Raw genomic sequence first — 21,943 nt, forward strand, 5'->3', positions numbered from 1 at the left:
AACAAAACTAGGTCTCCAGCAAAAGGTGGCGTGCAAAATGGCTGAAATGGCTTGTCCGTCCTGGGTTTAGATTTTCGCATCACCAAGCCTGGTGGAGTCGAAGGTTTCATACCGCACTATCCATGAGTTCATCGCGGGGTTGTGACGTTGCCCGCGTCCCGATCTGCCGCAACATAGACTGACCCAGTGAGTGACTCCTCCATTCCCCCCGTCAAGCTGCGCCCCGAAATCCTCGCTTTGCCGCCGTATAAGCAGGGCACCTCTATAGAGGGAGGGTTCAAGCTCTCCAGCAACGAGAACCCCTTTCCGCCGCTGCCCGGGGTGCTCGAGGCCGTGCAGCAGGCGAGCGCCTCGCTCAATCGCTATCCGAATGCCGCCGCGCCCGACCTCACCGCCAAGCTTGCCGAGCGGTTCGGCGTGAGCGCTGACGAGGTCATCATCGGGGCCGGGTCGGTCTCGCTCTTGGTCCAGCTCGTGCAGGCTGCAGCCGGCGCGGCTGACGAGGTCGTCTATTCGTGGCGGTCGTTCGAGGCCTACCCCTGGATGCCCACACTCACCGGCGCGGTCAGCGTCAAGGTTCCCAACACCGACGACCACCGGCACGACCTGCCAGCGATGCTCGACGCCATCACCGAGCGCACCCGCCTGATCATCGTGTGCAGCCCCAACAACCCCACCGGAACGATCGTCACCCAGACCGAGTTCGAAGAGTTCATGGATGCTGTTCCGAGCGATCTGCTCGTGATTCTCGACGAGGCCTATGCCGAATTTGTCACCGATGAGGATGCCGTCGACGGCGCCGCCCTGCTCGGCCACTACCCGAACCTCGTTGTGCTGCGCACCTTCTCCAAGGCCTACGGGCTGGCCGGCCTGCGCGTCGGCTACGGAATCGGTCCGGCGGCCATCCTGCAGGCGGCGCGCACGACCGCCATTCCGCTCGGAATCACCGATCAGGCGCAGCACGCCGCGGTCGTGAGCTTGGGCGACGAAACCGAACTCGAACAAAGAGTCAGCGACATCGCCGAGCGCCGCGACACCCTCTGGGCCGCGCTTATCGACCAGGGGTGGGACGCCCCGAAGCCACAGGGAAACTTCATCTGGCTACCCACCGGAGAGCACACGGCACACGCCGCCGTCGTATATGCCGAAAATGGAATAGTAGTCCGCGCATTCCACCCCGAGGGTGTGCGGATTTCGATCGGCGAGCACGAATCTGTAGAGAAACTCATCGCTATCTCGGCAAAGCTTGTCGCAACCCTCTCAGAGGGCCCGTCGACGCACCCGATAGCGTAGGCACACAAGCGAAAGACAAGAGGGTTCATCTATGACCACTCCTCCGCCCGCGGTTCAATTTCTGGCCACAGACGGTTCCTTCGCTCCCAGCGCCGGGAGCGACGAGTACCTGCCCTATATAGAGGCGCTTAGCGACGAACAGCACGAGCAGTTCTATCGCGACATGGCCGTCATCCGGCGCTTCGACACCGAGTGCACCAACCTGCAGCGCCAGGGGCAGATGGCCCTGTGGCCGCCGAGCCACGGACAAGAGGCGGCGCAGGTCGGATCGGCCCGCGCCACACGCGCGCAAGACCACATCTTCCCCAGCTACCGCGAGCACGTCGTCGCGAAGATCCGCGGCGTCGACCTCATGGGCATCGTCGAGCTGATGCGCGGCACCACCCTCGGTGGGTGGGACGTGAACGACCCGAAGAACGGCAACTTCCACGGCTACACCTTGGTGCTCGGCACGCAGACCCTGCACGCCACGGGCTACGGCATGGGCATCAACTTCGACGGCGCCGTCGGCACGGGCAACCCCGACACCGACACTGCCGTGATCGTCTACTTCGGCGACGGCTCCACCAGCGAGGGCGACGTCAACGAGGCCATGGTCTTCGCGGCCAGCTACCAGACGCCCACCGTCTTCTTCTTGCAGAACAACCAGTGGGCCATCTCGGTTCCGGTGAGCACCCAGGCAAAAGTCCCTCTCTACCTGCGCCCCCGCGGCTTCGGCATTCCGAGTGTGCAGGTCGATGGCAACGACGTTCTCGCCAGCTACGCGGTGAGCGCCAAGCACCTCGACGACGCCCGCAACGGACTGGGGCCCAGCTATATCGAGGCCCAGACGTACCGCATCGGCGCGCACACGACATCCGACGACCCCACCCGCTACCAGAACGACGAGCAGCTGGCCTACTGGGTCGCCCGCGACCCGATTCTGCGCTTCGAGGCGTTCCTCAAGAACAAGGGCGCGAGCGAAGCTTTCTTTAAAGACGTAGAGGCCGAGGCGGCCGACTTCGCGGCAGACATCCGGCACCGCACCCTCGAGCTGCCCAACCCCACGATCGACAACCTGTTCGACCACGTCTACAGCGAGCCGCACCCGCTCGTCGCCGAGCAGAAGGCCTGGCTCGCGAACTACGAGGCGTCGTTCGGAGGAGACAAGTAATGGCCGTCGAAGAACTTCCGCTAGCGAAGGCCATCAATGCTGGCCTGCGCAAGGCCATGCGCGACAACGACAAAGTGCTGCTCATGGGTGAAGACATCGGCACGCTCGGAGGAGTGTTCCGGGTGACCGAGGGCATCAAGGCCGAGTTCGGCGACAAGCGAGTGCTCGACACGCCCCTCGCCGAGTCGGGCATCGTCGGCACCGCCATCGGCCTCGCCCTGCGCGGCTACCGGCCCGTCTGCGAGATCCAGTTCGACGGCTTCGTCTACCCCGCCTTCAACCAGATCACCACGCAGCTCGCCAAGCTCACCAACCGCGGACGCGGAACCCTGCGCATGCCCGTGGTCATCCGCATTCCTTACGGCGCCCACATCGGCGCGATCGAGCACCACATGGAGAGCCCCGAGGCGTACTTCGCGCACACGGCCGGCCTGCGCGTGGTCAGCCCGTCGACCCCCAACGACGCCTACTGGATGATCCAGGAGTCGATCGAGTCGAACGACCCCGTGATCTTCTTCGAGCCCAAGAGCCGCTACTGGCCCAAGGGCCCGGTCGAACTGGATGCCTCGGCCTCGCCGCTGCACGCCAGTCGCCTCGCGCGCACGGGCACGGATGCGACCCTCGTCGGCCACGGCGCCATGGTCACCATGATGCTGCAGGCCGCCGAGCTCGCCGCCACCGAGGGCGTGAGCCTCGAGGTCATCGACCTTCGCTCGATCAGCCCCATCGACTACACGCCCATTCTCGACTCGGTCACCAAGACCGGACGCCTGGTCGTGTGCCAGGAGGCTGCCGGCTTCGTCAGCGTCGGCTCCGAGATCGCGGCCACCGTCGCCGAGCGGGCGTTCTACTCGCTGCAGGCTCCGGTAATCCGGGTGTCGGGCTTCGACGTTCCCATGCCCGCGCCTCGCATCGAGAACCTGTACTTGCCCGACGTCGACCGCATCCTCGAAGCGGTCGACCGGTCGCTGGCGTTCTAGACCTATGAATTCCCTTCGACGGGCTCAGGGAACGAGCCGTTCCCTGAGCCCGTCGAAGGGCCCGTTCCAATCGCAAAGGATGGCATCGTGACCACCTCGCACTTCAACCTCCCCGACGTCGGCGAAGGCCTCACCGAGGCCGAGATCGTCTCGTGGCGCGTCGCCCCCGGTGACACCGTCGCCATCAACGACGTGCTCGTCGAGATCGAGACCGCCAAGTCGCTCGTCGAACTGCCCTCTCCGTTCGAGGGCGTCGTCGAAGGACTGCTCGTGGCCGAGGGCGACACCGTCGACGTGGGAACGCCGATCATCACCGTCACCTCCTCCGGCTCGGGAGCGGTCGCCCCCGCACCCGTTCCCGGATTCGAGACGCCCATCACCGCCGCCGCTATGCCCGCGTCGGCACCGGCCTCGGTTCCCGCCGCACCGGCGCCGACCGCTCATCACGTCGCTCCCGCGGTCGCGTCGTCGCCCGCGGTCGTCGAGGCCGAGCAGGTGCGAGCGGATGCCGCCGCTTCCGTCTCGAAGGAATCAGACAGCTCCTCGGGCGCGGTCCTCGTCGGGTACGGCATCAAGGGCCACGTCGCCAGCCGCCGGCCCAGCCGCGCTGGCGCCGCAACGGCCGGGGCCAAGCCGGCCACGGCATCCGCGGCACCCGCCTCGAGCGGCCAGCCGCAGGCATCCGGCGCCCGCGCCCCTCGCGTGCCCGTGCTGACCGGCCTGCCGATCATCGCCAAGCCGCCGATTCGCAAGCTGGCCAAAGACCTCGACGTGAACCTGGCCGAGGTGCAGCCCACGGGCCCGATCGGCGACATCACTCGTGCCGACGTGGTGCGTCACGCAGAGCAGGCGAAGGTGTTCCACAACATCGAGACGCCGCAGTGGGCCGACACGCGTGAAGAGATCATTCCGGTGAAGGGCGTGCGCAAGCAGATCGCGAAGGCCATGACGCACTCCGCGTTCTCGGCGCCGCACGTGAGCCTGTTCGTCGACGTCGACGCCACGCGCACTATGGAGTTCGTGAAGCGTCTGAAGACGTCGACCGACTTCACGGGCGTGAAGGTCTCGCCGCTGCTGATCATGGCGCGCGCGATGATCTGGGCCGTGCGCCGCAACCCGATGGTGAACTCCGCGTGGGGCGACAAGGAGATCACGGTTCGCAACTACGTGAATCTGGGCATCGCGGCTGCGACGCCGCGCGGGCTCATCGTTCCGAACGTGAAGGATGCGCAGGACATGTCGCTGCTCGAGCTCGCCACGGCGCTAGAGCAGCTCACGCTGACCGCGCGCGAGGGGCGCACCTCGCCGGCGGATCAGGCCAACGGCACGATCACCATCACGAACATCGGTGTCTTCGGCATGGACACGGGCACGCCCATCCTGAACCCGGGCGAGGTCGCGATCGTCGCCCTGGGAACGATCAAGCAGAAGCCGTGGGTTGTCGATGGCGAGGTGCGTCCGAGGTTTGTGACGACTGTGGGAGCGAGCTTCGATCACCGTGTCGTCGACGGTGACGTGGCGAGCCGGTTCCTGGCCGACGTCGCGAGCATCATCGAGGAGCCGGCGCTGCTGCTCGACTAGCTTCCTTGCGCTGGTCGAGTAGCCAGAGGCCGCCTGCGGCCGAAGCGTATCGAGACCACGGGTGGTGATCTCCTTGCGCTGGTCGAGTAGGTCGCTCAGCGACCGTATCGAGACCACGAGTGGTGATCTCCTCCGCTGGTCGAGTAGGTCGCTCAGCGACCGTATCGAGACCACGCTGGTGATCTCGATACGCGGGCTCCTTCGTCGCGCCGCTACTCGATCAGCGCAGAGCGGTGCGCTGGCGCTCAGTCGTAGCGGACCGAGATGGGCTCGTCTCCGTCGGGCACTGCCTGGCAGCCGAGAATCAGGTCGTTCGCCAGGTCATCTTCGTCGAGGATCTCGTTGATGGCCATGGTCACGCTGCCGCCGGTCAGGCGCGCGATGCACCCGCCGCAGTAGCCCTCTCCGCACGCGTAGGGAACCTTGATGCCACGGGACTTCAAGAAGACGGCGAGCGGCACGGCCGGCGGCCACAGTAGTTCGTGCTGTTCGCCGTCGAACTCCACGACGAGTGGATTGCCGGTGTCGCTCGCCATGCCTACTCGCTTACTCCTGGAAGGGATCGATCGGTTGCCTGGTTGAGAACTGGGTGGCCCGACACGAGTGCGCGCTCAAGCCGTGTCAAAGCCTCGAGAAGCGTAACTCAGAGCAGCCCTGCGAGCCACTGCACTGTCGTCTTCGGCCGAAGCGTATCGAGACCACCCGGGGTGATCTCGATACGCCGGCTCCTTCGTCGCGCGACTACTCGATCGGCGCAAACAGGCGTCTCACCAATAGGGCCCCGCAGTGGGGACTCCTGGCGGCGGTCGGAGAGTCAGGCGCCGGTTGCTACTCGGAGGGCGAGCCACACCGAGGTTGTGCCCACCGTCGTCCACAGGGTGATCGCGACGGCCTGCCAGAGGAGAACCCATGCCCGCGGGGTACCTCCGGCGACCAGGATGGCCGACGTGATCTGAGTCGGGATCGCCAGCGGCCCGAGGATGCTCGCGCCCGGAACGCCGAAGCGCAAGAGCCACCTGTTGAAGCGCTGGCGACCCTTGGAGAGCGGTTTCTCGGGCTTCGGCTCGGCTGAGTCCGCAGCGAGCTCGCCGACGTCGACCGTGGCGATGCTCGTGGTCGGAACACCCGCCGTCGACGAGCCGACCCCGACACCGCCTGCGCGCATCCGCTTCGCCGAAGCCGACGCACGCGCCGCCCGCCGGTCGACGACCGCGGTGCGGGCCCGCGAGCTCAGCAGCACAACGAGCAGCACGCACAGAAAGTTGCCCGTGGCGCCGGCGATGGCGGCAGCGATCGGATTCACTCCGCCGATGACACCGATCATGGAGGCGAGCTCGCCTTCAACGAAAGGAACGGCTCCGGCGAGCACGAGGATGAGGGGTTGGAGGAACTCGGGCACCTGGGCGACGAGGTCTTGAAAATTGCTGACAAGCTGTTCGATGGGGTTCATGAGAGTCAGTAGAAACCGTGTTCTCTGCACAGGGTCAAGCGCCCTTGACCCTGTGGTGGGAACAGGGTGTCTCCTGTGGTCATGACACAGAAAACGTACGAACCCGAAGTACTCGCCTCACACAACCGGCGGCCCCGGATGGTGCGCCGCCCCTTCGAGATCATCGGCGCGAACAAGCGCGCCTACGTCGCCATCAGCACGATGGCCTATGGCTTGGTGGCCGTCGGCTTCCTCGTGGGAATCATGTTCCCCGAGCTCAGTCGCGCCCAGGCGCAGACGCAGCAGACCGACGGCACGGCTGATCTGATCACCTCTCTCCTCAGCAACCCCTGGCTGCTTGCGGTGGTCATCTTCGCCGTCAACATCGGAAGGCTCAGCGCGCTCACGATCGTGCTGCCATCGCTTGTCGTGCCCTTCTTGGGCCTGCCGCTGTTCGCGTACTGGTCGTTCATGACCGGAGTCACCATCGCCCCGACGACCGACATGGCGTGGGTGGCCCTCATCCCGCATTCCCTGACGGTCGTGATCGAGCTGCAGGCATACATCCTGCTTCTGCTCGGCGTCTACCTGCTCGGCCGGTCGTCGATGTGGCCGCGCTCCGCCGACGCGATCACTCACCGCCGGGGCTACCTGAGCGGCCTGCAGATGCTGGGCTGGCTCGCCCTGCCCGCCCTCGTTCTGCTCGTGATCGGCGCGCTCTACGAGTCGTTCTCGCTGCTCTACCTCGTGCACCCTCTCTCGTTGTGGCTGCTGTGAACCGGTGGGATGCCGTGACGGCGGCACCGATGTTTGACACTGTGGGGTGCACAGGCACCTCGATCGCCGCCCGCCCCCTGGCGATGCCGAGAACCGAAGGGAGCATGCGACATGCCGTGGAGCACCCGTGAAGTGGCCGACCTCGCCGGAACGACCGTGAACACCGTGCGGCACTACCACCGCATCGGCCTGCTCGCCGAGCCGGTGCGCATGTCGAACGGCTACAAGCAATATCAGGTCGCCCACCTCGTGCGGCTGCTGCAGATCAGGCGGCTGCGCGACCTCGGCGTTCCGCTCGATCAGATCGAGCAAGTGGGCTTCGGTGCAGACTCTCCGGCGGATGCCCTCCGCGCGATCGACGCCGACCTCGCGTCGAGCATCGGACGGCTGCAGCGGGCCCGCGCGGAGGTTCGGGCCATCCTCGACGGCACCTCGGTCACGGGCGTTCCGGCCGGATTCGAGAACGTCGCAGCGAAGCTCACGAAACCGGAGCAGTCGCTCATGCTCATCTACAACCAGCTCTACGACGACCGTGCGATGTCCGACCTGCGTCAGATGGCCGAGATCGATCCGGATGCGGTCGATGAGGAATTCGAGAACCTGGCGCCCGATGCCGACGAAGCCACGCGCATCCGGTTGGCGGAGCATTTCGGGCCCGTATTTGCGAAGCTCTTCACCGAGTACCCCTGGCTGGTGACGCCCGGAGCGCACCTGACGAAAGGTTCACACGTCGTTCGCGAAACGATCGATGAATCGGTGCGAGTGACATACAACGCCGCCCAGCTCGAGGTGATGGCCAGGGCCGGCGTCATCGCCCGCGAACTCACCGATGAGCACCATGACTGATCACCAGGCTCTGCCCGGTGATCTCGATACGTCGGCTCCTTCGTCGCGCGACTACTCGATCATCGAGACGTGCGCTGGTCGAGTAGGTCGCTCAGCGACCGTATCGAGACCCTGTCGCGCCAGTAGGACCCCGCGCGGACAGTAGTGCCCGGTGCGCCGGTACATGTTGTCCGCGCGGGGTACTACTGCCGGGTGCAGCCGCCTCTACTCGCGGGCAGCCGCGCGGGCGAGGTTGAGCAGCAGGCTCGCCGCGTAGTCGCGGTTGTCGTCGGTGATCGCCGGAAGCGTGGGGGCGGAGTGGTCGTTCGACACCCGGAACGTCTTCGTTTCGGCCTCCCAGACGAAGCCGTCGACGTCTTCCAACGCGGTGCGGAACAGCGGCTCCATGAGGTCTTTGGAGTACACCGCCTTGTTCGTGATGGCGATGCCGTACACACCCGCGAACGTCGCGCTCGAGAGCGAGACGAGCAGCACCTCGTCGGCGGGAAGATTCCACTTGGCCGACAACTTGTTCAGCGCCTTGACGTCTTTGGGGCGAGCAGGAAGCCTGAAGTCGGAGCCCATCCGGCTCGCGAGAACGAGCTGCTCGACTGTCTGGGTGGCTTCAGCGCTGGGTGCACTCCCGTGGCCGGCGACGGAGCGGCCGGCCACCTGCACGGCTGCGACGACGGCGGACAGGTAGGCAGCGGCATCCACAGCGGTTGTCGGCTCGAGCATGCCCGCGATCTGCGCGAGATCAATGGATGCGCCGCCCACCTCGAGCGATTCGCCCGCCACCCGAATGCACGCGGGGTCGACGCTGTCGGTCGCGAACTGGGCTGAGCTGTTGCCCACGTCGTCGAGGTAGACAGTGCGATCGGTGACGAGAATGCCGTTGGAACGGCGGCGGAGCAACAGGTCGATGGAGTGGAAACCCCAGTAGACCAGGGGCAACTCGCCATCGCTGACGGCGTTGCACAGCTGCAGTTGCTCGACGGCCTTCCAGAACACAGACTCGGCGTCGTCGAATTCGGGGTGCGTGGTCTGCCCGGCGAGAAAGACGAAGGAGTTGTTCGACGGGGGCACGGGCACCGCCGCAACGGCGGACATCAGCCCGTCGAATGCATCACGTCGATCGGCGGGGAGGCTGCTGAGGTATTCGGTCAGGTTGCTCGCTGCGGGCAAGATGGCGCTCCTATCGCTGATCGTGTGATGCGACCATCTTGGCGTATGGCCGTGTCATGGAGTGCGGCGGCCCCGGAGCTGCCTCGCTAACTGAGGACATCTTTGGCGAGTGCCGTCGCAGCCCCTCGACGGTTAGCGGATCGACCGAGCGGCCTCCGACAATGTCCTCAGTTAGCGCGGCGGCAGATGAAGGATCGACACTGCCACCAGAGGTCGCGCTACAACTCAGGAGATCTCGACCCCTCGTGCACGAAAAGACCGGTTCCGCCCAGCTTCTCCTGAATACGACCAGCGAGCCACTACTCGACCTTCAGCTGGCGGCCCGAGCTAAGTCAGCACGATGTCGACGACGCGCCGCCGAGCGAGGTGTCCAGCCCGGCGAGTCCACCTTTTCGTGCTGACTTAGCCCCGCCACGCTCACTCGTCGCGAGCGGGCGGCAGCAGCCTGATGTCACCATGGAGCGATGGAGCCCCTCATCCGTGCCGCGACTGATGCGGATGCCAGCGAATTGGCGTGGCTCAGTCTCATCGTGTGGGACGAGGCGTACGGAGACCTCATCGATCCGACAGTGTTGCGCGCGCGCCACGACGAGCCTGCGGATTCTCGCGCTGCGCGTTGGTCGACGCGCGTAGAAAACGAGAATGTGCTCGTTGCGGTCGAGGATGGCGCAATCGTCGGCTTCGCCCGAGTCACAGACAGACCGAAGACGGAACTCCTCTCGCTCTACACGCGGAGAAGTCACTGGCGATCGGGGCTCGGAACTCGATTGCTGAACGAGAGTCTGCAGGGAGCGGCCGCCGAGTTGTGGGTGTTCGAGAGCAACGCACGAGCACTGCGCTTCTACGAGCACCACGGATTTCGTCTCGACGGACAGCGGCGTGACGACCAGCCCTACGGGTTCGAGTTGCACATGATTCGACCCTGAGCTTCGTTGAACAGGATGCTTCGACGGGGAGTCAGCGTGTCGTCGACACAAGGGCGGCGAGGCGACAATCCACCCAGTACTAGCGAAGCCGGGACTACTCGTCGAGGTCGTCGAGCTCTCTCAGAGCGTGAGCAGCCCGATCGATCCGATCCTTCTCGGGTGAGTCCCACCAGCGGGGCCCGCGCTCGCCCAGGCCGTGCTTCGCCAGGTCGGTGCGCCGTCGCGCGGAGGCCACCGCCTCATCGTCGCCCGCCTTCTTCGCGCTGCGCACTCCCGAGCGGCCCCGGCCCAGATGACTCTTCAGTCGGGCCACCACGCCCTCATCGAGAACGGGGTCTGTGCGACGCCACTTGCGGCCATTGATGACCAGCCAGCGGTCGTCGTCGACAGACCCCGCCTCAGACACGTTCGTCGCGCGAGAACGCGGCTCTAGGCCGCGATCAACTCGTGCTCGAGCTGCGCCGTCCACGAACCAGAGGGGTTCTCCACGGGAGTCCCATCGGGCTCGGTTCCCTTGTCGGGGTCGATCTCGTCGGGCTTGGGGGTGTGCTCGGGGCGAGGGTCACTCATCGTCTGCTCCTCCTCCGGATGCGGTGTCCTCACCGCTCTCGGGATTGCTTCCGTCGGATGCCGAGCCATCGGGCAGCTCATCGGCATCCGGCTTTTTGGATTCGTTCGTCGTCATGTGTGCTCCTTTCCGTCCGCGACGTTACGCCCACACGCTTGCCCGACGGCAGGGGTTGACGCGTGGCCGACGGTTCAGCGCGAGAGCAGGGCCCGTGCGCTGCGCACGACGAGATCGCGGTCGGTCGTGAGCGCGAACTCGTAGAGCCCCTCGCGATGCCGCGACGTATCGATCTCTCTCGCGGTGAGAGCGGCGGCGTAGTCGGCGGTGAGCAGAACGACATCCCATTCGGCGGCCAGCGGGTCGTCGTCGTCGACCGTCACGCTGCGGGCCGGATGCGGGAGGGCCGCCGACGCGCCGGTCGAGTAGGCCGTCAGCAGGCATCCGGATTCGATCAGACGTTCGTAGCGGAGCCGGGTGTTCTCGCTGATGTTGTCTTCGGCCTGAAAAGTCGAGAGCAGCACGGCAGAGTCGCCGGCCGCCGCGGCCCGCTCCTCGAGCAGGATGCTGACCTGCACGAGCATCGCGCGGTCGCCGGTTCGCAAGGCAGTCGTGGCCGAGACGACGCCGAACGGCGTGATCTCGATCGGGTCGACCGCCCGCATCTCGCTGTGTCTGCCCTGTCCCGACCGTCGAACGCTGACGCCCGGGGCGTCGTGTGCGGTTTCGCTCGGCTTGCCGAAGTGCCAGCCCTGGGCCACGGATGCGCCGAGCGCCCGCGCCCGCGTGATGTGCTCGGCGGTCTCGACGCCCTCGGCCAGAACGAGCGCGCCGCTTCTCTCGGCGTACGAGGCGAGCGCCGTCATCATCGTGGCTGCCGTGCGGTCGGGCTGGCGGCGGATGAGGTCCATGTCGAGCTTCACGATCTCTGGCGCGAGAAGCGGAAGCAGCGCGAGCGAGGCGGGTTCGGCGCCCAGGTCGTCGATGGCGATGAGATGGCCGGCGGCGCGGAGGGCAGCCGCGGCGGTGAGGAGGGCTCCGGGATCGGCGGTGAGCGCCCGCTCGGTGATCTCGATGACCAGAGGGGGAGCGCTCAGCAGCGGCGCGGTGATGAATCCGTTGACGAGGCTGATCGGCTCGACGTTCACGAACAGCGAGTGAGGTGAGAGCAGGCCTCGTGCCGCCGCGGCACGCAGAGCGGCCTCGATGAAGTACGAATCGAGCTCGTCGGCCTCGCCTCTCTCATAGGCATCGTGAAGAAGCCGATCCGGAGCCAGGGGAGCGCCGTTGACGAAGGGGCGGCTGAGTGCCTCATGAGCCACCACGCGACCTGTATCGATATCGACCACGGGCTGGAAATGGGTCGTCAGCCCATCGATACCGAATGTCCGCATACCTCCATTAACGCAGTGCGTCTGCTGAGCGCCTATTCGGGGTTGTCTACCGGAGGTTCGTGTCGATCCACACGTGGATCGCCGCGCGAATCGTCTCGGCGTTGGCCTGTCCGCCGTATGTGGCGGCGAAGCGTGGATCGGTGACATACAGGTCAGAGAGCCCGGAGTAGGAGTTCTTATCGGGTCGGCGTCCGTTCCAGTGCTCCGTCACCCATGCATGGTGCTTGCCGATCAGGTCTTGGAATGCAGCGGAGGTCGGATCGACACCCGACTCGGCGGCCTCACGGAGGGCAGCGTTCACGTCGAGGCTGCGCTCATCGTCGGCCCTGCGCTCAACGTCGGTCATCTGTTCGCGACGCTCGGCGCTGCGTTCCCACGCGTCGTCTCCCCAGCGCTCTCGTACCTCGGTCTCGTACTGGCTCGGGTCGAAGCCAGCGAAGATCTCGTCGATGCTCATGTCTTGGCCTTTCTGTACCGCCTCGAGCGTTTGGCTGACGACGGTGATCTGTTGGTTGGTTCGGTCTCTGCGTTCTTCGAGGAACGCAAGGTGCGATTCGATCGTCTCGACGAGTGATGTCTCGTCGTCGAGAGCGAGGTGGATCGCGGCGAGCGGCAGTTCGAGCGCTCGCAGGGAGAGGATTCTGTAGAGGCGCGACATCTCTGCCTGCCCGTAGAACCGATAGCCGTTGCTCGCCACCCGTGACGGGCGGAGCAGGCCGATCTGTTCGTAGTGTCGAAGCGTGCGGCTGGTGAGCCCGGTCGCCCGGGCCACGTCCTTGATCGGCCACTCCTGCATGGCTAGACCCTCCTGCCTTGTTTTCTTCTTCATGGTTGCAACCATTCCAGTTGACGCAACGGCAGAGTCAAGAGCGTGCTTGGGCTAGACCATGCGCCCAGAGCGAACCGCTCTGGGCCCGCGGCCCGCCGAGGCTTAGTGTCTGAATCACCACCGCATCCGAGAGGACCCATCATGCAGCTGCTCTTCGTACACGGCGCACTCGTTCGCGACGGAGCCTGGTGGTGGCAACCCGCAGCCGACCTGCTCGAGCGGCGCACCGGCATCCGGAGTCGCGCCGTGGCGCTGCCGTCGTGCGGCGAGCGCGCGCCCGGCGGCGACAGTGAATCGGATGCCGCGGGCGGGCTCGTCGCAGACGCCGCGGCCCTGCGCCGCGAGCTCGACGACACCGACGAGGCGATCGTGGTCGGCCATTCCTATGGCGGAACCGTCATCGCCGAGGCGGGAGCGCATCCGGCTGTGAGGAGCCTGCTCTACATCTCGTCGTACCTGCCCGACATCGGCCAAGCGCAGGGCGCGATCATGAGCGGCGAGGCGGATCCGGTGGCGATCCGAGACAACGGTGACGGCACGCTCGGCGTCTCAGGCTACGACGCCGCCTCGTTCGGTGCGCGGTTCATGCAGGATGCCGATGCCGCGACCCAGCGTGAGGCTTGGAAGCGCGTCACGGCTCAGGATGCGCGGGCGTTCGTGACTCCGACGACGGCGGCCGGATGGCAGGGAGTCGACTCGACCTATCTCGTGTGCGGCGAGGATCGCAGCACGTCGCTCGAGCTGCAGCGTTTTCACGCGGCGCGGGCCACGCGCTCGGTCGAGGTGCCGACGGGGCACCACCCGTTCATCACCCGACCAGACCTCGTCGTCGACGAGCTGGTCAAGCAGGCCCAGCGGACGCCAGGGCCTGCTTCAGAGTCGCGTTCGCGCTGACCCATTCCTCGGCGTCCTCGTCTTCCCACAGCTCGGTCAGCTCGCTGTCGGGAGAGGTGGCGGCGGTCAGCGCGTCGAGCGCCAGAGCCACGAGGTCGGCGTCGGGGCGACCGGCTCGCTGCGCGAACGATGCCACGGACTCCGTGTAGGCATCCGTCTGCGTCGGGCGGTCGAGGCCGTGGGCGACCACCTCGGCGGCCGCGATGGCGATGACCGCATCGTCTGAGTCGACCTCGCTCTCGCCTGCGACCGCTGTCAGCGCGTCGCGCACGATCGACCAGTCGGGGGCTTCAGCCAAGTCATACGCCCAGTCGCTCGCCGAGTCGCTTCCGAAAGGTTGTCCGCTCCAGGTGCCCATGGCTCCACGATAGATCAGCACCGCTAGTGCGCGGGATAGTCTGGAGGCACTGATGGTCGGAGACGCGTGATGAGTTCGAGGTGGGCGCGAGTAGCGCGCGGGTTCCTCGTCGCCGCTTTCTCCGTCTTCGTCGCTATGTTCTCGCACGCGATCGCCGGCGGTTCTGCTCCGGGCGCCGTCGGCCTGGGGCTCGCCCTCACTTTTGCCACTCTGGCCAGCATCGCGATGGTGGGCAGGCGTCTGAACATGGTGCGCATGACCGCGTCGGTCATCGCGAGCCAGTTCGCGTTTCACCTGCTCTTCTCTGTGGGAGCCTCGACCAGCTCGCGGTTTCACCAGGCCGGACACCACGGCGTCGTTTCGGTGACGACGGGCGCGGCATCCGGCAGCGGCATGCAGATGATTCATGGCGACGCGTCGATGTGGGTCTGGCACGCGGTCGCCGCGGTGCTCACCATCGCCTTCCTCTGGCGCGGCGAACGCGCTGTCTGGCGGGTGCTGGCCACGGCATCCCGTCGTCTCTTCGTGGTGCTGATCGGCGCCTTCGTCGTCGTGCCCGTGCGCACGACCGGCGCGGCGCTCGCGGCCGTGCCGGCATCCGTTTGCGCTCTTCGCGACGACCTCGGGGTCGTGCTCTCGGCGCTGAGGCACCGCGGTCCGCCGGTCGGTGCGCTCTCCGCCGTCTCCTCCCTGGTCTAGCTCCGCTCTCTGCGATGCGTGCCTCGGCGGGGCTCGACGGGAGCCGTTCCCCTCGATTCCGCAGATCATCTGCAGCCGGGCACGCGCGAACGCGCGGCTCTCAGCCTTTCGTCCGGCCGCGCAACCAGGAGCATCCGTCGTGACCCAACAGACAGACGTCGACACCACACGAGGCGAGATGACGACGCGCACCGTGTCGCTCGCCCACATCGGCTGGATCGAGATCGTCCTGCTGCTCTGCGTGCCGGGCAGTGTCGCCCTCGCGCTCGCCGGCATGGTCTACACCGGTGCGTTCACGAACATCCTCATGGATCCCGGGGTGCTCACGACCCGAGGCCTCCCGATCGCCCGTGTGGTGCACGACGCCGCGGCCGCCGTGACGATCGGACTCCTCGTGCTGGCGTCGGTGGCGCTACCCGGGCAGAAGAAGATACCCGGCGTCGTGAGCTACACGCAGTGGACCGCTGCGCGCTGGGCCGCCCGATCGGCTGCTGTGTGGGCTGCGGCCGCGATCGTCGGCCTCTTTCTCACCGCGTCGAATGCCATGGGGCCGGTGTCGTCGTCGGTGTTCACCACCCAGTTCATCTTCTTCGCGACCGAACTCGAACTCGGCCAGTCGCTGCTCGTGTCGATCGTCTGCATCCTGATCGCCTTCGTCACCCTGCTGCTGAGCAGGCGCGTGTCGTGGGTCGCCTTCGCGACGGTGATGAGCATCCTGTCGCTGCTGCCTCTGTCGTTGTCGGGCCACGCCGCCGGATCAGACGAGCACGCCAACGCGGTCAACAGTCTGGCGATCCACCTCATCGGCGTCACCGTCTGGGCGGGTGGCCTCACGGCCTTGATTCTGCTGCGGCGACGACTGGGGTCGAGCCTGCCCGTGGTGGTCGCCCGCTACTCGGTGCTGGCCGGGTGGGCGTTCGTGGCTGTCGCGGTGTCGGGCACGATCAACGCGATGCTACGCCTGTCGTCTCCGGCCGACCTGCTGGGTGGCTACGGCCTGCTGATCCTCATCAAGATCGTGATCCTGGTTCTTCTCGGACTCGCCGGAATCTGGCACCGGCGACGGGTCATCCCGCAGCTCGTGCGGCATCCCGATCGCCCCGGGCTCTTCGCTCGCCTCGCGGTCGCCGAGATCGTGCTGATGGCCGTGGCCATGGGTGTCTCGGTTGCGTTGTCGCGCAGCCAGCCGCCGGTGTCGCAGGAGCCCGTCGGTGCCGGCGACACCCGCCGCGGACTGCTCGGCTTCCCGTTTCCCGAGCCTGTCGACACCTGGCGCATGCTCACGTCGGTGCACGTGGACTGGCTCTTCCTCTCGGCCGGCGTCGTTCTGGCCGGGCTGTACATCGCCGCGGTCGTTCGGCTGCGTCGGCGGGGCGACGCGTGGCCCGTGATGCGCACGGTCAGCTGGGTCGCCGGATGCGTCGGGCTAATCTATACGACCAGTGGCGGCCCCGGGGTCTACGGCGCCGTTCACTTCAGCACCCACATGATCCAGCACATGGGGCTCATGATGTTCGTGCCGCCGCTGCTCGTTCTCGGTGGACCGATCCTGCTCGCCCTGCGGGTTCTGCCGAAGCGGCATGACGGCAGCCGGGGTCCGCGCGAGTGGATCCTCATCATGGTGCACTCGCGCTACCTCAAGGTGCTGTCGTACCCGGCCGTCGCCGGAGTGATCTTCGCCGGCAGCCTGGTGGCGTTCTACTACACCGACTGGTTCCAGTACTCGCTGCAGACCCACCAGGGGCACATCCTCATGTGTCTGCACTTTCTCGCCAGCGGCTACCTGTTCTTCTGGGTCCTCATCGGAGTCGACCCCGGGCCGGGCCGGCCGAGCTACCCGCTGCGGCTCATCCTGCTGCTCGCCACGCTGGCGTTCCACGCCTTCTTCGGCCTCGCCATCATGTCGGCCACGAACGTGCTCGCGATCGACTGGTGGCACGCGCTCGGCTACACCGACACTGCGGCGCTGCTCGCCGATCAGCAGGTGGGAGGCGCGATCGCGTGGGGCGCGGGAGAGCTGCCGGTCGTGCTGGTCGCCCTGATGGTGGTGCGGCAGTGGGTGGTGTCCGACGAGCGCACGGCGAAGCGCACCGACCGCACGGCAGACCGCGACGGCGACGCCGAACTGCGCGCCTACAACGAGCGGCTGCTGAAGATCGGCGACCGCGACCGCCGGAGCGGCGACGCGTAAGGGAGCTGTGACGGCGCAAACGGGAGGAGCCACGCGCATCTGACGCACATGGAGCGTCGATGTGCGAAATCTCCTCCCGTTTGTCGCTTCGGGCGGAGATTCCTGCCATCCGGTGGCCTCTGCGCCCCGGTGGGTACGAATCTCCGCCCGATCGGCTGTACTTGCGTCGCCGGCAGCCCTTCGACGGGCTCAGGGAGCGACGCGGCAGTATCGAGATCGGGCCGCGATCGCCGACACTGGATGCATGACGAACGTTTTCGGGATCGATGTCGCCGCCGAACTGCAGCAGGTCGACAAGCACTGGACTCCTCGGGTCGTGGGCCGGGTGAACGACCAGTACATCAAGGTGGCGAAGCTGCTCGGCGAGCTGGTGTGGCACGCGCACGACCAGGAGGACGAGATGTTCCTCGTGGTTTCGGGGCGCCTTCGCATCCAATTGGAGGGCGGCGACGAGGTCGTGCTCGACCCCGGCCAGTTCTACGTCGTTCCCCGCGGAGTTCGCCACAACCCCGTGGCCGAGAGCGAGGTCGAGATCGTGCTCATCGAGACGGTGACCACCGCGCACACGGGCGACGTCGCATCCGAGAGATCTGTGCCGATCGAGCAGCAGCTGGGGTCTTTCAGCTGACGCGACCGGCGCCTGTCACGCCGATCGCTTCGCGTGTTGCCAGTTCGGTTGACGCGAACTGCCAACTCGCGCGATCCAGGTGACCCGAACTGGCAACTCGCGTTCGCCTCGACGGGGGAGGGGTCCGTTCCGGCAGTCGGCAACTCGGCGCCATAATTCATCCCTTCGGATGAGCTGGAAGGCGGGTCTGGTCCTCCGCGTGGATAAGACTGGAAGACGTGCGAACGAACGGTGCTTGTGGGCCTTGTCGCCGGTGTTGGGCGGCTCATAGCGTCTAGCCCTGTCGGCACAAGACGAGCTTCGTCTCACCTCGCCGGCCCAACGCAAGGAGAATGACATGGATCACTCACACGACAGCATCCCCTCGAGCAGTCGCAGCACAGGGTCGGCCTTCCGACGGGTCGGAGCGACGGTCGCGGTGGCGTGCGCCGTCACCGGTTCCATCATCGGGCTCGGCGCCATGGGTGCGCTTGCTGCGCCGACCAGTTCCTCGGTCGCTGCGCCGACAGCTGCCGGTGCGTCGACGACCGGAACGGCGGAGCAGCCGGCGATGTCGGGGAGCATGGACGCGGGCGTTCAGAAGGCCAAGGCGACCTACAGCGATGAAGACCGGGCCGCCTTCGCAGCATCGCCCTACGTCGACGATGCAGTCAACCTCGCCGCAATCTGGGGAACCATTCCCGAGATGGCCAAGGGTAAGGCCGGCTCCAAGATCAAGGCTGGCGTCGCGCTGCCCTTCGCTCCCGGCGAGGCACTGACCTACGCCTATACGCCCGACCAGCAGCGAGTCGCTTTGCAGATGGCGGGCAACTTCGACGATGCTCTTCGCCTGGCCAGTACGTGGGAATCAGGGAGCCTGCTCGATGCGAAGGCCGCGGTCGGAGCAAAGCTCCTGGCTCACCAGCCGGTGCCGACCTACTCGAGCTTCACCGAGGAGCAGGATGCTCGCGCCTTCAGCCTCTGGGGCTACTCGGATGCTGATGCCGCGCAGCTCGCGGGCCTGTGGCAGACCGACACGCACAGCGCGGTCGTGCGTGCCGGAGCAAAAATCCTCGCGGGTCAACAGCTTCCCCTGTAATCAGAGCTGAGAGGCCCCATTCCTTCAACGACGGACGGCACTGAACGACCATGATTCTGAACGAGCGCATCGGTTTTGAAATCGAGCTCCTCGCCCCGGCTGGAGCAGATCGGGGTACGCTCGCGGAGCGCCTCGCCCTGGAACAGGGCGGGCGGGTCGTGCGGTTCTTTCATACCGATTCGGAGCCGTCACTTGTGCCGGGAATGGGGCACTTCTGGCACCTGACCCCCGGATTCACGGTGCATGACAGTCACGGGGCTCCCCTCGCCTCGCTTGTCGACGACATCACCATCGTCGCCGACCTCAGGCGCGACATGCAGCCAGCGATACAGGCCGCCGGGCGCCACGCCGCCGGTCCGAGTCGGCAGGCAGACGAACACTCCTATCGCATCTTGTCCGACGACGCCCGCCTGCTGCGTCTCATCGCAGACCATACGCATCCGGATACGCCTTTTGCTCGGGTGCTCGACGACGTGGGCGTTCTCTTCGGAACCTCGGTCGAGACGATCGACACCGTGCGGCGGCTGCGCGACCGTGCGGGAGCGAGCATCGCCATGGCCACGTCGCTGGCACGAGGGCGTGAACGCCCGTGCGAGATCGTCACACCACCCCTGAGTCGCGATCATGAGGCCGCGCTCGAGATGCTGCTGCGGCCGGCCCGTGAACTCGAGTTCACGGTGCCGGTCGAAGCAGCGGTGCATCTGCATTTCGATGGGGCTCCCTACCGTTCGGTGGCTGCGTTCTCCAACCTGGTGCGCCTCTTCGGGCACTGGCGAGAGGCGCTGCATGTGGCGCTCGGCACCAACCCGGCGTGCACCCGGCTGCAGCCCCTGCCGCCGGCGCTTCTCGAGCTCGTCGATCGACCGGATGCCGCCGGCCTCGCCGAGACCGAACGCTGGGGCGGTCTGCAGACGGCAGCCATGGCCACCGGCCTGACCAAATATTTCGACATCAACCTCATCGCGCTGCTCACCGACCGGCCGCCGCGCGACACGGTGGAGGTGCGCATCCTGCCCGCATCGCTGTACGCGGCAGACATCGTTCGCCGAGCCGCCTTCGTCGAGGCGTTGCTCTCCCGGTGCATCGAGCCCCGTCCGTTCCCCCGGCCGACGGGGGCTGACCCCTCCGCGCAGGCCGCGGAGCTTGCCGCCATGGTGGGAATCGTACATACGAACGTGAAGGCGACGACGCGGTGACGGTAGCGTGAGCGGCGTGCCCACGACCAGGCGGATTCGCGCGTCCTTCGCTGTCTCGGAGCGACGGCGACTCGTCGTCATCATCGCGGCCGGGGCCGTGTATCTCGTCGCCCTGGCGGTCGCGTTGCGCTTGGAGTGGTATCCGCAAGGACTTCCGGGCTACGTCTACCTCGGGGTGGCCGCGGTCGCCGGCGCTGCGACCGCGCGCCGCTGGCCCTTGGAGGCCCTCGTACTCGTCACGTCGTTCACGGCGTACACGACTCTGGCTCCTCTGCCGGTAGAGCTCTACGGTCTGTATGTGGGAGCGCCGCAGGCCCTCGTGCCCCTCGCCATCGTCTCGTTCATCATGATCTCGGACGACGGCCCGGTGTTCGCACCGGCCGCCACCTTCGGCACCCTCGCGGTGCTCACCATCCTGCCGTGGCGAGACATCATCAGCGTTCTTCTCGAGAACCAACCGCTGGATCAGGCCCTCCGGCTCGACAGCGGTCAAGACAGGTCGGTTCTGGTGGCGGAGCTGGCCGCCTGTGTTCTGGTGGTCGTCTTCGCGCTGATGCTACGTCGACAGCGAAGCGCGGCCGCAGAGCTGGCCCTGAGAAACCTGGAACTCACTCAGCTGCGGGCCGTCGAGGTCGCCCGCATCGCCGAGCAGGAGCGCACGCGCATCGCCCGCGACATGCACGACGAGGTGGCCCATCACGTCGCAGCCCTCGTCATCCGCGCGCAGGCAGCCTCGCGAGTCGCCGACACACAGCCCGAGCAACTCGCCCAGGCGGTGAAAGACATCGCCGAGGGCGGCCAAGACGTGCTCGCGCGCATCCGCACCGTGGTGCGCGTTCTCAAGTCCACGCCGGTGCGTGACACGGAGGCCCCGCTGCCTCTCGCCGACGAGCTCGAAGCACTCTTCGAGCGGGTGAGATCGATCGGCTACCGGGTAGACGACACCGTGCGGCTCGACGACGATGTTCCGCCGGCACATGCGGTGGCGATCATGCGGGTGGTGCAGGAGTCCGTGACTAACACGATGCTGCACTCCGCTTCGCGCTGGTTGCGGGTCGTCGTCGCCGAGGAACCGGCCGTGTGGACGGTGCGAGTGAGTGATCCTGGGCCTGCCAGGGAGCGGTTTCCTGACCTGCCGAAGGGCGGATCCGGGCTGGCGTCACTGGAGGAAAGACTCACGCACCTCGGAGGCAGGGTCACGACCGGCGCCGACGCGGGCGGCTGGGCAGTGACCGCCAAGATCCCCCGTTCAGTTGTCGCCACCCGACGCGAGAAGACAGCATGACCATCCGCGTGCTCGTTGTCGACGACCAGCCGATTGCCCGCGCGGGCATCGCCGCCATGCTCGACGCCGAGAGCGACATCGACGTGGTCGGCCAGAGCGCGGATGGCGAAGCTGCTGTGCGTGACGCACACGCGCTCGGCCCCGACGTGGTCGTCACCGACATCCGGATGCCGCGACTCGACGGAATCTCGGCGACCCGGCGCATCCTGGCTGATCTCGAGTGCGCGGTCGTGCTGATCACGACCTTCGATGACGACGAATACCTCTTCGACGGCATTGCTGCGGGAGCCTCGGGCTTCCTGCTGAAAGACTCCGGGCCTGATCTTCTCGCGGCGGCGGTGCGATCGGCCGCGCGAGGGGACTCGCTGATCGACCCCGCCATGACTCGGGCTCTGATCGAGCAGACAGTCGCGCCCGCTCGGCCAGAGGTGACACGCGCGCCGGATGCGCAGCAGCTCGCCTTGCTGAACGAGCTGAGCGAGCGCGAACGCGTGGTGCTCGGGGCCGTGGCCAGGGGCTTGAGCAACGTGGAGATCGCGGCCGAGCTCTGGGTGAGCGTACCGACGGTCAAGTCGCACATCTCGAGCGTGCTCGCGAAGACGGGTACGCGGACTCGTGTGCAGGCTGCGGTCTTCGCCTACGAGTGCGGGTTCATGACGCCGGGGGCGTAGGAACGG

24 protein-coding genes are annotated in these 21,943 nt (G+C 66.6%); 15 read left to right on the top strand and 9 right to left on the bottom strand.

The window, feature by feature from the left end; genetic code table 11:
• Nucleotides 1–186: 186 nt before the first annotated feature.
• From CCK87_RS16475 to CCK87_RS16490, 4 genes are all read left to right on the top strand, one after another.
• Complete coding sequence (locus CCK87_RS16475; RefSeq protein ID WP_086462509.1) at nucleotides 187–1,293, top strand: histidinol-phosphate transaminase; 1,107 nt, start codon at nucleotides 187–189, stop codon at nucleotides 1,291–1,293.
• Nucleotides 1,294–1,324: 31 nt separating this feature from the next.
• Nucleotides 1,325–2,446 carry a thiamine pyrophosphate-dependent enzyme gene (locus CCK87_RS16480; RefSeq protein WP_086462510.1) on the top strand — a complete coding sequence of 374 codons (1,122 nt, stop codon included), beginning with the start codon at nucleotides 1,325–1,327 and terminating at the stop codon, nucleotides 2,444–2,446.
• Nucleotides 2,446–3,426: an alpha-ketoacid dehydrogenase subunit beta gene (locus CCK87_RS16485; RefSeq protein ID WP_086462511.1), complete on the top strand. Its 981-nt coding sequence runs from the start codon at nucleotides 2,446–2,448 to the stop codon at nucleotides 3,424–3,426. The genes CCK87_RS16480 and CCK87_RS16485 overlap by 1 nt, the downstream gene beginning before the upstream one ends.
• Before the next feature lie 87 nt (nucleotides 3,427–3,513).
• Complete coding sequence (locus CCK87_RS16490; RefSeq protein WP_086462512.1) at nucleotides 3,514–5,007, top strand: dihydrolipoamide acetyltransferase family protein; 1,494 nt, start codon at nucleotides 3,514–3,516, stop codon at nucleotides 5,005–5,007.
• 245 nt (nucleotides 5,008–5,252) lie between these two features.
• On the opposite strand, the gene CCK87_RS16495 is transcribed toward CCK87_RS16490, so the two are convergent.
• Together CCK87_RS16495 and CCK87_RS16500 are read right to left on the bottom strand one after the other, a co-directional pair.
• Nucleotides 5,253–5,543: a 2Fe-2S iron-sulfur cluster binding domain-containing protein gene (locus tag CCK87_RS16495; protein WP_086462513.1), complete on the bottom strand. Its 291-nt coding sequence runs from the start codon at nucleotides 5,541–5,543 to the stop codon at nucleotides 5,253–5,255.
• Between the two features lie 278 nt (nucleotides 5,544–5,821).
• Nucleotides 5,822–6,457, bottom strand: a complete 636-nt coding sequence (locus tag CCK87_RS16500; RefSeq protein WP_086462514.1) for a small multidrug efflux protein — start codon at nucleotides 6,455–6,457, stop codon at nucleotides 5,822–5,824.
• An 81-nt stretch (nucleotides 6,458–6,538) separates the two neighbouring features.
• Here CCK87_RS16500 and CCK87_RS16505 point away from each other — a divergent pair, with 81 nt between their 5' ends.
• Together CCK87_RS16505 and CCK87_RS16510 are read left to right on the top strand one after the other, a co-directional pair.
• A complete protein-coding gene (locus CCK87_RS16505) occupies nucleotides 6,539–7,213 on the top strand; it encodes a hypothetical protein (protein WP_212638255.1) in 675 nt (224 codons plus the stop codon).
• Nucleotides 7,214–7,324: 111 nt separating this feature from the next.
• Nucleotides 7,325–8,059, top strand: coding sequence for a MerR family transcriptional regulator (locus CCK87_RS16510; protein ID WP_086462516.1), 735 nt, complete (start codon nucleotides 7,325–7,327; stop codon nucleotides 8,057–8,059).
• Nucleotides 8,060–8,263: 204 nt separating this feature from the next.
• Here CCK87_RS16510 and CCK87_RS16515 read toward each other — a convergent pair whose 3' ends face one another.
• Nucleotides 8,264–9,223 (bottom strand): hypothetical protein, encoded by a 960-nt coding sequence (locus CCK87_RS16515; RefSeq protein WP_086462517.1) that lies wholly within the window; start codon nucleotides 9,221–9,223, stop codon nucleotides 8,264–8,266.
• Nucleotides 9,224–9,687: 464 nt separating this feature from the next.
• On the opposite strand from CCK87_RS16515, the gene CCK87_RS16520 reads away from it, so the two are divergent.
• Complete coding sequence (locus CCK87_RS16520) at nucleotides 9,688–10,149, top strand: GNAT family N-acetyltransferase (protein ID WP_086462518.1); 462 nt, start codon at nucleotides 9,688–9,690, stop codon at nucleotides 10,147–10,149.
• Nucleotides 10,150–10,243: 94 nt separating this feature from the next.
• Here CCK87_RS16520 and CCK87_RS16525 read toward each other — a convergent pair whose 3' ends face one another.
• The 5 genes from CCK87_RS16525 to CCK87_RS16535 all read right to left on the bottom strand — a co-directional run bounded on the left by CCK87_RS16525 (nucleotide 10,244) and on the right by CCK87_RS16535 (nucleotide 12,937).
• Complete coding sequence (locus CCK87_RS16525; RefSeq protein ID WP_086462519.1) at nucleotides 10,244–10,555, bottom strand: biopolymer transporter Tol; 312 nt, start codon at nucleotides 10,553–10,555, stop codon at nucleotides 10,244–10,246.
• Between the two features lie 23 nt (nucleotides 10,556–10,578).
• Nucleotides 10,579–10,719 carry a hypothetical protein gene (locus CCK87_RS18390; protein WP_170927331.1) on the bottom strand — a complete coding sequence of 47 codons (141 nt, stop codon included), beginning with the start codon at nucleotides 10,717–10,719 and terminating at the stop codon, nucleotides 10,579–10,581.
• Nucleotides 10,712–10,834 (bottom strand): hypothetical protein, encoded by a 123-nt coding sequence (locus CCK87_RS18660; protein WP_283160441.1) that lies wholly within the window; start codon nucleotides 10,832–10,834, stop codon nucleotides 10,712–10,714. The genes CCK87_RS18390 and CCK87_RS18660 overlap by 8 nt, the downstream gene beginning before the upstream one ends.
• 74 nt (nucleotides 10,835–10,908) lie before the next feature.
• On the bottom strand, nucleotides 10,909–12,108 hold the full coding sequence (locus CCK87_RS16530) for an EAL domain-containing protein (RefSeq protein ID WP_170927332.1): 1,200 nt from the start codon (nucleotides 12,106–12,108) through the stop codon (nucleotides 10,909–10,911).
• A gap of 46 nt (nucleotides 12,109–12,154) precedes the next feature.
• The gene (locus CCK87_RS16535) at nucleotides 12,155–12,937 is read right to left on the bottom strand and encodes a MerR family transcriptional regulator (RefSeq protein ID WP_170927333.1); all 783 of its coding nucleotides are present in this window, start codon (nucleotides 12,935–12,937) and stop codon (nucleotides 12,155–12,157) included.
• 141 nt (nucleotides 12,938–13,078) lie between these two features.
• On the opposite strand from CCK87_RS16535, the gene CCK87_RS16540 reads away from it, so the two are divergent.
• On the top strand, nucleotides 13,079–13,831 hold the full coding sequence (locus tag CCK87_RS16540; protein WP_086462522.1) for an alpha/beta hydrolase: 753 nt from the start codon (nucleotides 13,079–13,081) through the stop codon (nucleotides 13,829–13,831).
• Here CCK87_RS16540 and CCK87_RS18395 read toward each other — a convergent pair.
• Nucleotides 13,779–14,189 (bottom strand): DUF4259 domain-containing protein, encoded by a 411-nt coding sequence (locus CCK87_RS18395; protein ID WP_170927334.1) that lies wholly within the window; start codon nucleotides 14,187–14,189, stop codon nucleotides 13,779–13,781. The genes CCK87_RS16540 and CCK87_RS18395 overlap by 53 nt on opposite strands.
• 66 nt (nucleotides 14,190–14,255) lie before the next feature.
• Between CCK87_RS18395 and CCK87_RS18400 the strand changes: the two genes are divergently transcribed.
• The 7 genes from CCK87_RS18400 to CCK87_RS16580 all read left to right on the top strand — a co-directional run bounded on the left by CCK87_RS18400 (nucleotide 14,256) and on the right by CCK87_RS16580 (nucleotide 21,937).
• The gene (locus tag CCK87_RS18400; RefSeq protein WP_170927335.1) at nucleotides 14,256–14,888 is read left to right on the top strand and encodes a hypothetical protein; all 633 of its coding nucleotides are present in this window, start codon (nucleotides 14,256–14,258) and stop codon (nucleotides 14,886–14,888) included.
• 139 nt (nucleotides 14,889–15,027) lie between these two features.
• Nucleotides 15,028–17,079, top strand: coding sequence for a cytochrome c oxidase assembly protein (locus CCK87_RS16550; RefSeq protein WP_249273953.1), 2,052 nt, complete (start codon nucleotides 15,028–15,030; stop codon nucleotides 17,077–17,079).
• 244 nt (nucleotides 17,080–17,323) lie between these two features.
• Nucleotides 17,324–17,707 (top strand): cupin domain-containing protein, encoded by a 384-nt coding sequence (locus CCK87_RS16555; RefSeq protein WP_055856934.1) that lies wholly within the window; start codon nucleotides 17,324–17,326, stop codon nucleotides 17,705–17,707.
• A 337-nt stretch (nucleotides 17,708–18,044) separates the two neighbouring features.
• Nucleotides 18,045–18,785: a hypothetical protein gene (locus tag CCK87_RS16565; protein WP_140162909.1), complete on the top strand. Its 741-nt coding sequence runs from the start codon at nucleotides 18,045–18,047 to the stop codon at nucleotides 18,783–18,785.
• A 50-nt stretch (nucleotides 18,786–18,835) separates the two neighbouring features.
• A complete protein-coding gene (locus CCK87_RS16570) occupies nucleotides 18,836–19,981 on the top strand; it encodes an amidoligase family protein (protein WP_086462526.1) in 1,146 nt (381 codons plus the stop codon).
• 16 nt (nucleotides 19,982–19,997) lie between these two features.
• Entirely contained in the window at nucleotides 19,998–21,266 is a 1,269-nt protein-coding gene (locus CCK87_RS16575; RefSeq protein WP_140162910.1) for a histidine kinase, read from the top strand.
• Complete coding sequence (locus CCK87_RS16580; protein WP_086462528.1) at nucleotides 21,263–21,937, top strand: response regulator transcription factor; 675 nt, start codon at nucleotides 21,263–21,265, stop codon at nucleotides 21,935–21,937. The genes CCK87_RS16575 and CCK87_RS16580 overlap by 4 nt, the downstream gene beginning before the upstream one ends.
• The last annotated feature ends 6 nt before the right edge of the window (nucleotides 21,938–21,943 follow it).

This window comes from Agreia sp. VKM Ac-1783, assembly GCF_900177765.1.
Classification (GTDB): Bacteria; Actinomycetota; Actinomycetes; order Actinomycetales; family Microbacteriaceae; genus Agreia.

Bases quoted from the DNA above. Each gene is read 5' to 3' on its own strand.
- CCK87_RS16505 (WP_212638255.1), top strand. From the start codon at position 6,539: ATGACACAGAAAACGTACGAACCCGAAGTACTCGCCTCACACAACCGG.
- CCK87_RS16570 (WP_086462526.1), top strand. From the start codon at position 18,836: ATGATTCTGAACGAGCGCATCGGTTTTGAAATCGAGCTCCTCGCCCCG.
- CCK87_RS16535 (WP_170927333.1), bottom strand. From the start codon at position 12,937: ATGAAGAAGAAAACAAGGCAGGAGGGTCTAGCCATGCAGGAGTGGCCG.
- CCK87_RS18395 (WP_170927334.1), bottom strand. From the start codon at position 14,189: ATGGGCACCTGGAGCGGACAACCTTTCGGAAGCGACTCGGCGAGCGAC.
- CCK87_RS18660 (WP_283160441.1), bottom strand. From the start codon at position 10,834: ATGACGACGAACGAATCCAAAAAGCCGGATGCCGATGAGCTGCCCGAT.
- CCK87_RS16540 (WP_086462522.1), top strand. From the start codon at position 13,079: ATGCAGCTGCTCTTCGTACACGGCGCACTCGTTCGCGACGGAGCCTGG.
- CCK87_RS16580 (WP_086462528.1), top strand. From the start codon at position 21,263: ATGACCATCCGCGTGCTCGTTGTCGACGACCAGCCGATTGCCCGCGCG.
- CCK87_RS16485 (WP_086462511.1), top strand. From the start codon at position 2,446: ATGGCCGTCGAAGAACTTCCGCTAGCGAAGGCCATCAATGCTGGCCTG.
- CCK87_RS18390 (WP_170927331.1), bottom strand. From the start codon at position 10,719: ATGAGTGACCCTCGCCCCGAGCACACCCCCAAGCCCGACGAGATCGAC.
- CCK87_RS16555 (WP_055856934.1), top strand. From the start codon at position 17,324: ATGACGAACGTTTTCGGGATCGATGTCGCCGCCGAACTGCAGCAGGTC.
- CCK87_RS16495 (WP_086462513.1), bottom strand. From the start codon at position 5,543: ATGGCGAGCGACACCGGCAATCCACTCGTCGTGGAGTTCGACGGCGAA.
- CCK87_RS16500 (WP_086462514.1), bottom strand. From the start codon at position 6,457: ATGAACCCCATCGAACAGCTTGTCAGCAATTTTCAAGACCTCGTCGCC.
- CCK87_RS16480 (WP_086462510.1), top strand. From the start codon at position 1,325: ATGACCACTCCTCCGCCCGCGGTTCAATTTCTGGCCACAGACGGTTCC.
- CCK87_RS16510 (WP_086462516.1), top strand. From the start codon at position 7,325: ATGCCGTGGAGCACCCGTGAAGTGGCCGACCTCGCCGGAACGACCGTG.
- CCK87_RS16565 (WP_140162909.1), top strand. From the start codon at position 18,045: ATGGATCACTCACACGACAGCATCCCCTCGAGCAGTCGCAGCACAGGG.
- CCK87_RS16520 (WP_086462518.1), top strand. From the start codon at position 9,688: ATGGAGCCCCTCATCCGTGCCGCGACTGATGCGGATGCCAGCGAATTG.
- CCK87_RS16530 (WP_170927332.1), bottom strand. From the start codon at position 12,108: ATGCGGACATTCGGTATCGATGGGCTGACGACCCATTTCCAGCCCGTG.